Genomic DNA, 12587 nt, shown 5'->3' with positions numbered 1-12587 from the left:
CCGTCTGGACGGTATAGTTTTTGGAATGAGCTCCTCCCCTTCACCCACCAGTTACCCCAACAAGGAATCCCGGGACACTTTCGAGCCCATCCCGAGGAACAGCCCGTGGCGTGACTGGCTTGCGCTCGGCCTGCTCATGTTCCCGGTTCTCCTGGTGGCAGTGGACAATACAGCCCTGACGTTTGCGCTGCCAGCGATTGCGCGAAGCCTTGAGACAACAGGAGTCCAGCTGCTCTGGATTGTCGATGCCTACCCGTTGGTGCTGGCTGCGCTCCTGGTTGCCATGGGCAGCCTTGGGGACCGGATTGGGCGCCGACGACTCCTCCTCATTGGCAGCATTGGTTTTGCCGCGGTCTCCGCTGCTACAGCGTTCGCACCAAGCGCAGAATGGCTCATTGCAGGCCGTGCAGGCCTGGGCTTCTTCGGCGCCATGTTGATGCCGTCCACGCTGTCGCTGATCCGCAACATCTTTCCGGATGCCAACCGACGGCGCCTTGCCATTGCCATCTGGGCTGCGGGCTTCTCCGGCGGCGCAGCACTGGGGCCAATCTTTGGCGGCTGGCTAGTGGAGCACTTCTGGTGGGGTGCAATCCTGCTCGTGGCTGTGCCCATCATGCTTCCGCTGCTGATCCTGGGGCAGTTCTTCATCCCGGAATCCCGGGATCCACTGCCGGGAAAGATCGATCTCCCCAGCATTGCCCTCTCGATGCTGGTGATGGTGCCCGTGGTCTATGGCATCAAAGAAATTGCTACGCAGGGGTTCACGCCTGCGGCCCTTGGGATCGTTGGCGTGGGGCTGATAATGGGTGCGGTATTTGTGCGCCGACAAAAGGCCCTGGCCACTCCCCTGCTGGACATGGGCCTGTTCACCAACCGGGTCTTCAGCACAGGCATCGCCGCCAACGTCCTGGCAATCTTTTCCTTCAACGGCTTTATCTTTTTCCTGGCCCAGCATCTCCAACTCCTGGAGGGCATGTCACCCTCGGCCTCCGGGATCGCCATGATTCCGGCATTGCTGGCCACCGTCGTGGCGGGGCTTGTGGTGGTCCCGCTGGTCCGCGTGGTGCCACCGGGATATGTGGTGGCGGGCGGCCTGGCCCTGAGCGCTGCCGGATACGCACTGGTGGCCTTCGGTGACCACAGCGCGGGGCCAGCCCTGCTGCTGGCTGCCCTGCTGGTCCTGGCACTGGGTGTGGGAGCTGCGGAAACCATCTCGAACGATCTGATCCTGGGCTCTGTACCACCGGCAAAATCCGGCGCTGCTGCGGCCATCTCGGAGACCGGCTATGAGGTTGGCTCCCTTCTCGGTACCGCCATCCTTGGGTCCATCCTGACGGCGTCCTACCAGCGGAACCTGGTTTTCCCGGATGGGGTGGCCGGAGCCATTCCGGACGGCGCTTCGCACCGGGCGGGCGAGACACTCGCTGGCGCCGTGGAACTGGCCGATTCGCTGCCCGGCCCGGCCGCAACGCAGTTGCTGGAGAACGCACGGAATGCTTTTGATTCCGGCGTCCACATCACGGCAACCATTGCCCTGGTGCTGGTGGGATTGACGGCCATTGTGGCAGGAGTGGTTCTGCGCGGGGTTCCCCGTGCCACGAAGTAGTCCCGGGCAACACGTCACCCTGCACAACAGCACAAAAGCGCCCGGCGCCAGAGTTGCACTCCGGCGCCGGGCGCGTGGTCCCCTGCGGGAAGCAGGTGGTGGAAGCGTTCCTGCTATGCGTCGGGAGTGGTGACGCTGGCCGAGGCTTTCATGGTCTCGGCCTGCACCATCCAGGCAAACTGCTCAAGCTTGGCGATGAATTCGTGCAGAAGATCAGCAGTGGTGGGATCTTCTTCATCAACCTCGTCATGGACCTTGCGCATGGTTCCTACTGTCGCTTCCATTGCCGCGACGATCCGCTCGATCGCGTCTTTGGTATCGATGAGTCCGTCAGGAAATGCCGGCAGGGCGGTCGTGGCGGACACCGTGGAACTCCGGCCGTCAGGGAGGGCATGCAGGGCGCGCATGCGCTCTGCCATATCGTCTGCGAACTGACGGGCGGCGTCGACGATCTCATCAAGCTGGAGGTGCAGATCGCGGAAGTTTGTCCCCACAATGTTCCAGTGCGCCTGCTTGCCCTGGATGTGAAGTTCGATCAGGTCAACGAGGACTGCCTGGGCATTATTGGTCAGTGTCGGTGAAGCTTTCATGAATCCTCCTGAAGTAGTGCGGTACCAACGAAACTATCAGCCCGGCGAGCCAAAAACCCCGCTTGTGCACAATTTTCACAGTGAGCTTACTGTTTGGTGCCCAACCTGCCACTCCGGGGAAATTCAGCTGTGATGTGTCCCACGGCACTGCGCCACAACTAAGCGGTTCCGCCCTTCCAGGCAGATGCTGTGGCAACAGAGAGCTGCTCGAGGTACTCATTGCGCCGCCGGGCCGTGATCCTGGACTGCGGCTCAACAGCCTGCCCAGGACTATCCGAATAGTGCGCGGCAAGGCCATCGCGGATCAGCCGGATGGCTTCCGCGCGTTGCTGGGACACCGCCGCATGCGTGGTTCCGAGTTCCTCGGCCAACTCCTTGACTGTCCGTGCACCGAAATAGACCTCTTCAACAACAAATCGCATCCGGGCGGGGAGGGAAGACACCGCAGCTCGGAGGTACCGGAGCCGTTCGTCGGCAAGGACGGAATTCTCCGGAGACAGTGTGTCCGAAGCAAGGGTATCCGCCACTGCATCATCAAGGGGGGTCACGGTGCGGTGTGCGTCAGCCAACGTAGCTTCGACCACAACTTTTTCCACCCCGAGAACCGCAGCCATCTCCACCACTGAGGGTCTGCGGCCCAGCGAGGTGGAAAGGGACTCCTGGACGGAGGCAGTCTCGCGCATACGCCGGCGCGCTGAGCGGGTGGCCCAGTCATTGGAGCGCATCTCGTCTGCGAAGGCGCCCAGGATTCGCCGCCGGGCGTAGGCCCCGAAGGGAACACCGAGGGATGCATCAAACGATTCTGCCGAGGTGATCAAGGCAATGGCTCCCGCGGAAGCGAGGTCCTCGCGTGAAAGATGCGAAGCTTTGGAGCATAGGTCCGAGACCAGGTACCCCACAAGCGGGAGATGCTGGGTGACCAATTCGTTGCGTTCGACGCGATTCAAATGTTGTCCCCCCACGAGACCGTATGACGAGGAATTGCTGTGGATATGCACCCCGTTCTCCCCATCTGCGCTCCCCCAGAGAACGCCTTGACAGGTGCCCCGGAATGGCATCTATGGACGTAATTTACCACTACCTCCAGCATTGGTTATCACGCCGCCTTATTTGCCCAGAGTGTAGGCTCGAAAAAAAGAAAGCAGTCACGCGGTTTTTCGAGACCGGTGGCCAGTCATGACGGGGGGCCATCAGTGGGGGCGGAGGAACTTTCTACAGCCTTATGGCAGCAGCGGGTCCAACTTGAGGTGCTCTCTTTCCGGCTTGAAACCCAGGTACTCCACCTTGGTTCAGGTTCCACCGTCCGGCTCCGGCTGACGGCCTCCGACATCGATGCGGCAGTGGAACGGGTCAGCCTGGAGCACCTGGCATGCCACCTCGAATCTGCTGCAGTCGCCTTTTCCTGGGGCGCCCCACCAGACGCCCCGCTGCGAACCCTGGCTGCCGTAGCGCCACCAGGGATCTGGCCGGATCTGCTCCAGGAACACCTGGCCGAGATGCAGGCACTGTACACCGGCATCCTGGCGGGTATAACCGCCAACGAAACAGCCCTCTCAGCACTGCTTGCGGCCGAAAAGCCGCTGCTGGACGGACCGCCGTCGCCAGAAGAATCGCCCGACGCCGCCGTGGCAGCCATGCTCGAACGCCGGGACATTAACGCAGCGCGTGAAGCAGCCCAGGGTGCCAGGCTGCCACTGGTGGCGGAATTCCTTGGCCTGCACTCAGAGCCGTGACCTGCACACCGGCGCTGGTTGTGATCCTCCCCTAGGGGCCAACCCAACCACGTGCGGCCTAGTCTCCTTCGGTTCCGCCGTGGGGGGTGGCTTCTGCCGTGGACGGCGGGCGAAGCGCTTTCAGGATGTCCTCACCCGCGTGTCCGGATGCAGCGGCCGCCATGTTCGCAGCGGCGATCGCCTCAATCACTTCCTTGCGCTGGATGGATACCCCGCGGGGAGCCTCGATCCCCAGCCGTACGCCGTCGCCCTTGCCCTCGAGAACAGTGATGATGATCCCATCACCAATCATGATCTGTTCGCCGGGTTTGCGTGTGAGTACAAGCATGGTCTCAATCTACCTTTCCGTGGCGGGGAGTTGCGTCTCTGTCGGGTCTGGATGCGCTGCGCCGCTACTCACGGCTGTATTCGTCACTGACGGGCAGTCCCAGGTCGAGGATTGATTCCGGGCTACCGGTACCGGCAAGGCCCAGCGCCACAATGGCGCTGACATCCAGGCACGCACGCAGGTTCTGGAGCCATGCCTGGGAATCTGCAGGTTTTCGGCCAGCATCCACCACCGCCCATACCTGATCTCCCCGCAGGGCAGCCACCAACGCTGCTGCCCGCTGGACATCTCCTGCGTTCTTGCCCAGCCCGTAGGCGAGGACCACGGTCTGGTGATTTTCCACCGCTTGGGCCCTCGCCGCCGTAGCGTCGAAGCGGTTGGCGACATGAAGATGCCCGAAGGCGCTGAGCTGGCCGGCTGTTCGCACGTCCGCGCCACCGGCTGCGGATGAAATTTCCAGCGCTACGGCCAGGGCATCGGCACCAAGCCCCAGCAAAATTACCAGGTCGCCGGGACCCTCGAGGGCCGGAGGCGCGGAACGGCGCGGCCTTGCAGCAACGCGCCGCGCCTCCCGCCTGGACTGTGGGGCTGGCCGAAGGAGCGCGTCACTGCGAGAATCGGCCTCCCGGGGCATCCCTGCACCAGGCTGAGGTGCAGGGATGGAATTCTGTGATTGCTCCTCACCGGGCGTCGACGACACTGGGGCCAGCGCCGTGAACTGCTCGAGCACCTTGGCAAAATCATCGGACTCGGTCGACACTGACGCCGCCAACGGGGAATTGGCCCGTGCTTCCGTTGAATCGGCCGCAGCCAGCAGTCCAGCGATCGCCGAACGCTGGAGCTGGTGGGGCCCACCGGACACTGACTCGATTCCAGCTCGAACCTTTCCCTTCACACCCGGCGCACCGCCGTCGGCCGTCACGGACGGCAGGCGGTGCGCGGCACGCGGCGCCGGCACCGCCGAATCCCCCATCCCACGCGGCGGACTTCCCTGTTCCTCCGATGCCCCCACGTGGACCACTGCCTCGTACTGTGACCCGGCAAAAAGACCAGCGATTCCCCTGTTGGTGACCAGCTCAGCAGAAACAATCCTTGCACCTGGTCCGTACTTGGCCGTAGCGCGGTTCATGATCTCCTCAAGCGAGGGCCCCTTAAGCCGATAGCTGCCCTGCATAACGGACCACTCCTATCGTCTCGATACGGACGTTGGCAGAGGTGACCTCCCGGTAGGACAGCACGGCGATTGACCCCGGGCCCACCAACCGGCGGATTGCCGGGCGCAACGTCGGTGCGCAGACCAGCACTGGCTGGCGTCCCGAGGCGGCGGCACCGGAGATAGCGTCCTGCAAGGACCTCAGTACAGTGTCCAGCTTGTCCTGGCCCATCACAATCTGGGTTCCACCTTCCCCGGGTCGCATGTCCTCCAGCATTGACTGCTCCAGGGTGGGATCAATCATGATCACGTTCAGGACAGCTCCCTCGAGGTGCGCGGCTGCGAGCGCCGGGCCCAGCGCCTGGCGCGCGGCCTCGACCAGGGATTCCGGATCAGTGGAAATCTTGGCCCGCAGCGTGAGGGCCTCGTAGATCCTGGTGAGGTCGTTGATGGGGACCTGTTCCTCCAGCAGCCCCTGCAGGACGCGCTGCAGCTCAGCCAGGGACAGCAACCCCGGAGTGAGTTCCTCGACAGCCGACGGGCTCTGCGAGCGCACACCCTCGGTCAGGACCCTGACATCCTCCCTGGACAGCAGCCTGGCGGCATTGGCACTCACCACTGAGGAGAGGTGGGTTACCAGCACCGAAACCCTGTCAATCACTGTGGCACCTGACATCTCCGCGGAATGCCGCAACTCTCCGGGAATCCATTTGCCGGCCAGCCCGAAGACCGGCTCCACCATGGACTGGCCGGGCAGCGCTTCGAGGGCATCCCCAAGCGCCAGCATGCGCCCGCCCGGCGCGGAACCCCGCCCGGCCTCCACGCCTGCAATCCGGATGACGTACGTTCCCGAGGCCAGTTCAACGCTGTCGCGGGTGCGGACGGGTGGGATCACGATGCCCAGGTCCATGGCAATCTTGTGGCGCAGTGAACGGACGCGTGCCAGAAGGTCATCTGACGCCCCGGAGACCATGTCCACCATGTCAGGTGCCAGCAGGATTTCCACCGGATGAATGCGCATCTCCTCCATCAGCGCTTCGTTGGGATCCACTGGAACGTGATCCAGGGCCGCCTGTTCGGTGACTTTATTTGCTGCATCAAAACGTTGAGTCTTCCGTACACGCTGCGACATGATGATCAGGCCAGCACCCACCAGCAGGAACGGCAAGGGCGGCATCCCCGGAATCAAGGCCAGGGCGCAGGCCGCGATCCCAGCGATCATCAGCGCGTTGGGGGCCTGCGTCAGCTGTGCAGACGCTGTGGTCCCCATGTCAGATTCGGCGTTGGACCGAGTGACGATCATGCCTGTGGACACTGCCATCAGCAGGGCTGGGATCTGTGTGACAAGGCCGTCGCCCACCGTGAGCAGCCCGTAGGTGTTCAGCGCATCACCGATTTCCATTCCGCGCTGCAGCATACCGATGGCAATACCACCCACGAAGTTGATGATGATGATGATGATGCCGGCAATTGCATCACCCTTGACGAACTTCGAGGCACCGTCCATGGCGCCATAGAAATCAGCCTCCGCAGACACCTCCGCACGACGCTCGCGCGCCTGCGTGTCAGTGATGAGCCCCGCATTGAGGTCTGCATCAATAGCCATCTGTTTGCCAGGCATGGCATCCAGGGTGAAGCGCGCCCCCACCTCGGCCACCCGTTCTGCACCCTTAGTGACCACGACAAACTGAATGACAACCAGAATCAGGAACACCACCGACCCGATAATGAGCGAGCCACCCACCGTGACGGTCCCGAAGGCCTCGATGACCTGTCCTGCATATCCCTCACCAAGAACCAGGCGGGTAGAGGCAACGTTGAGGCCCAGACGGAAGAGCGTGGCCACCAGCAGAAGCGAGGGAAAAACCGAAAAATCAAGAGGTTTCCGTACGAACATGCTGGTCAGGAGCACCAGCAATGCCAACAGGATGTTGAAGGCAATAAGGAAGTCCATGAATGGGGCGGGAACCGGGACCACCAGCAGGAGCACGATCCCCACGATTCCAATGGGGACAACAAGGCGAGAGAGGCCTTTGTTCATGGTGCTTTCCTTTCGACGCAATCCTTGGTGTTCAGTGCCGCGCTCATGCGGCGGCCATCCGGTGCACGCCCGCTGCAGACCCGCGGGTCTGCAGCGCCATCACGAATGCCAGGACACCTGCCACTGCCTGGTAAAGATCAACCGGGATCTCCTGCCCCAGATCGCAGCCGCTGTGCAGCGCCCGTGCCAGCGGAATGTTGGACACCATGGGCACCTTGTTCCGCTCCGCTTCTTCGCGGATCCGGGACGCAACGTGCCCACTGCCCTTGGCCACCACACGGGGAGCAGATTTTCCAGGCTCGTACCTCAGGGCCACAGCCACGTGTGTAGGATTCACGATCACGACGTCGGCGGTACTGATGGCGGACATCATCCGGTTACGACTCATTGCCATCTGCCGCGCCCGCCGCTGCGACCGCACCAGCGGATCGCCGTCGGAGTTCTTGGTCTCATCCTGGACTTCCTTCTTGGACATCCGCGTCTTCTTTCGGTTGCGGCGCATGACAACGAGGAAATCCGCTGCAGCCATGACCACACCAGCGGCGACGGCAAACTGGATCAGGGACGCCACCCCTGCGCTGCCAGCGGCGACAATTCCAGCCACCGGCAGTCCGCCAGCCGCCAACAGCACCGGAATCAGGCCTTGCACGACGGCGTAGAGGACAGTACCCACAACCGCCGTCTTCAGTAGCGACTTCAGGCCACCCCACAGGGCCTGGGTGCCAAACATGCGTTTCAGCCCGGGCAGGGGTTTGAAGTGCTCAAAATCCGCTGCGAACTTTTTCACGTGCACACCCCCCTGCAGTGCACCGGCGGCAAGGACAGCAACAAAAACAACAATCAGCAGCGGGCCAATGATGGTTGCCATGTCGCCGAGCCCGGTCAGGAGCGATTCCAGGGCCACGTCCGGATCAGGACGGGCTATCAGTGCCCGGACCCGGAATAGCTGATCCGTTGCCGCGGCCGACCCCCGCTCCAGGGTGGCAGGAAGCATCACGGCAGCGGCACCAACACCCACCCAGGCCGTCAGGTCCTGGGAGCGTGAAAGCTGTCCTTTGGACCGGACTTCCCGCATCCGCTTGTCGGTGGCGTTCTCTGTTTTTTCCTGCGAATCTGACATCAGTTCACCCCCATCACAGCTGACGCGGCCTGTTCGGCAAGCGAGGACACAATCCGGGGCAGGGCAAGGAAAAGGAACCCGGCCAGCGCCAGGGTCATGAAGATTTTCAGCGGAAAGCCCAGGGAGAAGGCGTTCAGTGCAGGCGCCACCCGGGTCAGCAGGCCCAAGCCCACATCCGCAAGGAAAAGAACCACCAGCAATGGACCGGCAATCTGCACTGCTGCCAGGAACATCCCTGTCAGGGCTCCCGTCATGGCCTGTACGGGTTGTGCCAGGTCCAGGCCCCCGGCAAGTGGAAGGGCGGCAAAACTTCCGGTCAGTCCGCCAATCACCATTTGGTATCCGTCGGAGGAAAACAGCAGCGCAAGCGCAGCCATCTGCATGAAACGGGTGAACTGGGCACCATTGATCATCATCTGCGGATCAAAGCCCTGCGCAAGCTGGAAGCCGCTGAACAGGTCGATCAGGCTCCCCGCGGACTGCACTGCGGCAAAGACCAAATAGACCAGGAACCCCAGTGCCAGCCCCGTAACAATTTCCAGCACCACCGCACCGAAAAATGCTCCAGTGGTCCGGCTCTCATACCCATCGGCAACCCGCTGTGACACGGCGAGACCCAAGCCAAGGCCCAGCATCGCCTTAACCCTGCCCGGGAAGGCGTGGTAGGCAAAGGGCGGGGCGATGATCAGGAAAGCCGTCATCCGCACCGAGGCCAGGAGCATCGCTTCGAGCCAGTGCGCATCAAGAGGGATGTTCATCTCAGCCGCCACTCAGGAGGGCAGGAATCCGTTCGAAGAGCTCATGGGTGAACGTCACCATCTCTGAGATCATCCAATGCCCGCAGACCACCAGGGCAATAGCGACTGCCACGGCTTTGGGGACGAAGGAGAGGGTAGCTTCCTGAAGCTGCGTGACGGACTGGACCAGGGAGATAGCCAGCCCTACCACCAGGGCAGTAATCAGCACTGGTGCGGAAAGCTTGGCGGCGACAAGGAGCGCCTGGAGGCAGATGTCTAGGACCGCGTTGGTGTTCATCCGGACCCACCATAACTTTGCACCAGGGCCGTCACAATGAGGCCCCAGCCGTCCACCAGGACAAACAGCAGGATCTTGAACGGCAGGGAGATCATCACGGGAGGCAGCATCATCATGCCCATGGACATCAGTGCCGAGGACACCACCAGGTCAATGACCAGGAACGGCACAAAAATAACGAAGCCGATGATGAAGGCCGCCCGAAGCTCGGAGATCATGAACGCGGGAATCAGCGTGTAGAGCTCCACTGCCTCGGGTGTGGCCGGGTTTTCCAGGTCTGCGGCCCGGGTCATCAGGGCAATGTCTTCCTCACGGGTGTGGGCCATCATGAACTGCTGCAGCGGACCCAGTGCAGCTTCTGCACCAGCGTTGAAGTCGAGGTCGCCGTTCAGGTACGGCTGGATACCAAGGGTGTTCATCTCATTGACCACGGGCCACATGATGAAGAGGGAAAGAAAAAGGGCCAGGCCGGCCAGCACCTGGTTCGGCGGGATGGACGGCAGGGACAGTGCGTTGCGCGTCATGGCAAGCACCACAAAAATCTTGGTGAAAGAGGTCATCATCAGCAAGAGCGCCGGTGCTACGGAGAGCAGCGTGATACCCAGCAGCGTGAGCACCGTGCTGGACGGCCCGCCGTCGATCCCGTTGATCTCGATATTGAGATTTCCGTCAGTGGGCGCCGTGGGCTCCGTCGGGGGCGTCGGATCAACGGGGTCAATGGGTGCCGCGTGGCCGGCCGCCGCACCAAGCCACAGCAGTGCCAAGGTCAGGAGAACCACGACGACGATCAGCAGTGCCGGGCGTCCACTCCGGAACCGGTAAAGGCTGGTGGTCAAGGCCGGCGCCCGCTCCTGAGCGCAGCGGCTGCCTGTTTCCAGGTTGAGCCCGCCAGGATGGAACCGTGCAGGGGCGGGTGCGTCCGGGCGCCCCTGCGGGAGTGGTCGCGGTGGACGGAACTGCGGGTAGGCATGGAACCGGCGTCGGCGAGGACCCGCGCAAACCCGGCAGCCGACGTCGTCAGGTCCTGCTCCTTGACCACGCTGGAATCGACTGAGGGCACCTGGGCGCCCACCACGTCATCGACGCTCTCCGGCTCCAGGGGGATGTCACAGCTATGCAGCACATTGATTGCATGGTCGGTCACGCCCAGGATAAACCTCTGTCCGGCAGCATCCACCACCACCACTGATGTCTTCGCACTCAGGCTCTGCCTGCTGACCACTGAGAGGACCGTATTTGCGCGGCGGCGGCCGGTTCCCTTGCTCAGGCGCTTCTGCAGGAACCACATCAGGCCCAGCACCGCTCCGAGGGATACCAGAACACGCAGCCCCAGGATAAGTGCATCCATTCAGCCGAGTCCTTCGGCGACGTCGAGGATGCGGGTAATGCGGACCGCATAGTCCTGGTCCACCACCACCACCTCGCCCTGGGCAATCAACCTGCCGTTGAGCAGGACATCGGCGGGTGCGCCTGCGGCACGGTCCAGTTCAATGATGTTGCCCGGCTCCAGGTTGAGGGCATCGCGGACGGACATCCGAGTCCTGCCGATCTCCACTGTCAGGGTCATCTCCACGCTGTTGATGCGGCCGAGCTTCGCTGCAACAGATCCGGTGTCGTGCCGGGAACTGTTTGCCCCTTCGACACTGGAATTGTTGCGCACGCGCACCGCAAACCAGCCGGCTGTCCTGAGGCCGTCGGAGAGTTCGTAGATGATGGTCTCCGGGTCGGCCAGGAGCGTTGATACATCCTCCTCGCGGAGTTCGCCAAGAACGCCCGAGCCGAAACCCGCCGCTGCGCTCTCGAGGGCAGGACGCAGAACAGCCGTGGCAGCCACAGGCGTGCCACCAAGTGCTCCACCGGCGGCAGCCAGAAAGTCAGTGTCGGTGAGGACCAGGACCAGTTCTGCCGTGACGGCGCCAACAAATGTTGCGGTGAATCCCTGGCTGGCGCTGCCGTCCCAACGGCTGGGCCCCTGCACGGTAAGGGGCGTCAGGACGGGCAGATTGGCTGCGAGCTGATCTGCCGCGCCGCGGTGCAGTGTCAGGGTGGGACTCATGGCTGGTGCTCCTCGATGGTGACAATGACTGCTGCTGCGCGGGCGCCGTTGCGGGCTGGTGCTGCGGTGGCCAGGCGGACACCTTTAAGTTCGACGTCGAACGGCCGGTTTTCCAGGTGTGGCAACGGAAGGATGTCTCCGACGGCAAGGTCCAGGACCTGCCGTGGGGTAATCGAGGTCTGTGCCAACTGGACAGCAAGCTCCACTGGCACATGCTCCATCTGCTCGCGGATGCGGACCCGCGCGCCGGTGGATACGTCCACCGGGCTGGCACTCTGGAGTTTGGCGAGCAGTACCTCAGCGGGAATCGCTATGGTGGCAACCGACGTGGTGGCGCCCACTGTGATCGTAAAGTGCGCCACGATCATAGGTTCCGTGGGCGCGGCAGCCTGGGCAAACCTGGAGTTGTACTGGAAAGCTTCAATCCGGATTTCATGGCTCAGCAACGACCCCATGGAGTACTGGAGGTCTTCGAGAATCTCCTCCAGGACGCGCTGCATGAGGGCCTGTTCAAGCTGGGTAAAGGCACGCTCCGGCATGGGCGGATCGCTGCTGGCGCCCAGCATTCGGTTCATCCAGGCAAGGCCAGTCGCTGCCGGGAACTGGATGACGGCGCGTGCCTCCACCCCTTCGACCTCGCAGAGCACAACAGCTGTTGACGCCGGGACGGACGCTGCATAATCGTCATAGCTCAGCAGGTCTAGGCGGTCCATCCGTGCCACGGACTTGAGCCGGACCTTGGCCGTCAACTGGGTGCCCCACTGCCGCGCAAAAGTTTCGAAAGCTGATTCTATGACCCTGCTGTGCTCGCGCGCCAGAGTAGCGGGACGGCGGAAGTCATGGACATTCACGGTGCGGTCCCGCGTGGATCCTTGATCTTTCAACACGCTCACGGGGGTGACTATCGGCAGCGGTTTCGCAGAGG

Annotated in this window: 14 protein-coding genes; 2 read left to right on the top strand and 12 right to left on the bottom strand. The window is 62.7% G+C overall.

What is annotated here, in order from left to right:
• Window positions 1-25: 25 nt before the first annotated feature.
• Window positions 26-1606, top strand: a complete 1581-nt coding sequence (locus QMG79_RS02200) for an MFS transporter (protein ID WP_283536932.1) — start codon at window positions 26-28, stop codon at window positions 1604-1606.
• 113 nt (window positions 1607-1719) lie between these two features.
• On the opposite strand, the gene QMG79_RS02195 is transcribed toward QMG79_RS02200, so the two are convergent.
• Window positions 1720-2196, bottom strand: coding sequence for a Dps family protein (locus tag QMG79_RS02195; protein ID WP_283536931.1), 477 nt, complete (start codon window positions 2194-2196; stop codon window positions 1720-1722).
• Window positions 2197-2354: 158 nt separating this feature from the next.
• Window positions 2355-3143, bottom strand: a complete 789-nt coding sequence (locus tag QMG79_RS02190) for a sigma-70 family RNA polymerase sigma factor (protein WP_283536930.1) — start codon at window positions 3141-3143, stop codon at window positions 2355-2357.
• A gap of 246 nt (window positions 3144-3389) precedes the next feature.
• On the opposite strand from QMG79_RS02190, the gene QMG79_RS02185 reads away from it, so the two are divergent.
• Window positions 3390-3929 carry a hypothetical protein gene (locus tag QMG79_RS02185; RefSeq protein WP_283536929.1) on the top strand — a complete coding sequence of 180 codons (540 nt, stop codon included), beginning with the start codon at window positions 3390-3392 and terminating at the stop codon, window positions 3927-3929.
• 58 nt (window positions 3930-3987) lie between these two features.
• Here QMG79_RS02185 and csrA read toward each other — a convergent pair whose 3' ends face one another.
• From csrA to QMG79_RS02135, 10 genes are all read right to left on the bottom strand, one after another.
• On the bottom strand, window positions 3988-4257 hold the full coding sequence (csrA, locus tag QMG79_RS02180) for a carbon storage regulator CsrA (protein ID WP_283536928.1): 270 nt from the start codon (window positions 4255-4257) through the stop codon (window positions 3988-3990).
• Between the two features lie 64 nt (window positions 4258-4321).
• Complete coding sequence (locus QMG79_RS02175; RefSeq protein WP_283536927.1) at window positions 4322-5431, bottom strand: hypothetical protein; 1110 nt, start codon at window positions 5429-5431, stop codon at window positions 4322-4324.
• Window positions 5409-7451: a flagellar biosynthesis protein FlhA gene (locus QMG79_RS02170; protein ID WP_283536926.1), complete on the bottom strand. Its 2043-nt coding sequence runs from the start codon at window positions 7449-7451 to the stop codon at window positions 5409-5411. Before QMG79_RS02170 ends, QMG79_RS02175 begins: the two co-directional genes overlap by 23 nt.
• A 43-nt stretch (window positions 7452-7494) precedes the next feature.
• Complete coding sequence (locus QMG79_RS02165; protein WP_283536925.1) at window positions 7495-8571, bottom strand: EscU/YscU/HrcU family type III secretion system export apparatus switch protein; 1077 nt, start codon at window positions 8569-8571, stop codon at window positions 7495-7497.
• A complete protein-coding gene (locus tag QMG79_RS02160) occupies window positions 8571-9329 on the bottom strand; it encodes a flagellar biosynthetic protein FliR (RefSeq protein ID WP_283536924.1) in 759 nt (252 codons plus the stop codon). The genes QMG79_RS02165 and QMG79_RS02160 overlap by 1 nt, the downstream gene beginning before the upstream one ends.
• A 1-nt stretch (window position 9330) precedes the next feature.
• On the bottom strand, window positions 9331-9606 hold the full coding sequence (gene fliQ / locus QMG79_RS02155) for a flagellar biosynthesis protein FliQ (RefSeq protein WP_283536923.1): 276 nt from the start codon (window positions 9604-9606) through the stop codon (window positions 9331-9333).
• Window positions 9603-10442: a flagellar type III secretion system pore protein FliP gene (fliP, locus tag QMG79_RS02150; RefSeq protein ID WP_283536922.1), complete on the bottom strand. Its 840-nt coding sequence runs from the start codon at window positions 10440-10442 to the stop codon at window positions 9603-9605. Before fliP ends, fliQ begins: the two co-directional genes overlap by 4 nt.
• Window positions 10439-10954, bottom strand: coding sequence for a flagellar biosynthetic protein FliO (gene fliO, locus QMG79_RS02145; protein ID WP_283536921.1), 516 nt, complete (start codon window positions 10952-10954; stop codon window positions 10439-10441). The genes fliP and fliO overlap by 4 nt, the downstream gene beginning before the upstream one ends.
• The gene (gene fliN / locus QMG79_RS02140; protein WP_283536920.1) at window positions 10955-11662 is read right to left on the bottom strand and encodes a flagellar motor switch protein FliN; all 708 of its coding nucleotides are present in this window, start codon (window positions 11660-11662) and stop codon (window positions 10955-10957) included.
• The gene (locus QMG79_RS02135) at window positions 11659-12555 is read right to left on the bottom strand and encodes a flagellar motor switch protein FliM (protein WP_283536919.1); all 897 of its coding nucleotides are present in this window, start codon (window positions 12553-12555) and stop codon (window positions 11659-11661) included. The genes fliN and QMG79_RS02135 overlap by 4 nt, the downstream gene beginning before the upstream one ends.
• Window positions 12556-12587 lie beyond the last annotated feature (32 nt).

Origin of the sequence: Pseudarthrobacter sp. PS3-L1 (assembly GCF_030063285.1) — a bacterium.
Taxonomy (GTDB): Bacteria; Actinomycetota; Actinomycetes; order Actinomycetales; family Micrococcaceae; genus Arthrobacter.
Note: the sequence above shows the minus strand (reverse complement) of the source record. Positions and strands in the feature narration are given on the sequence as shown.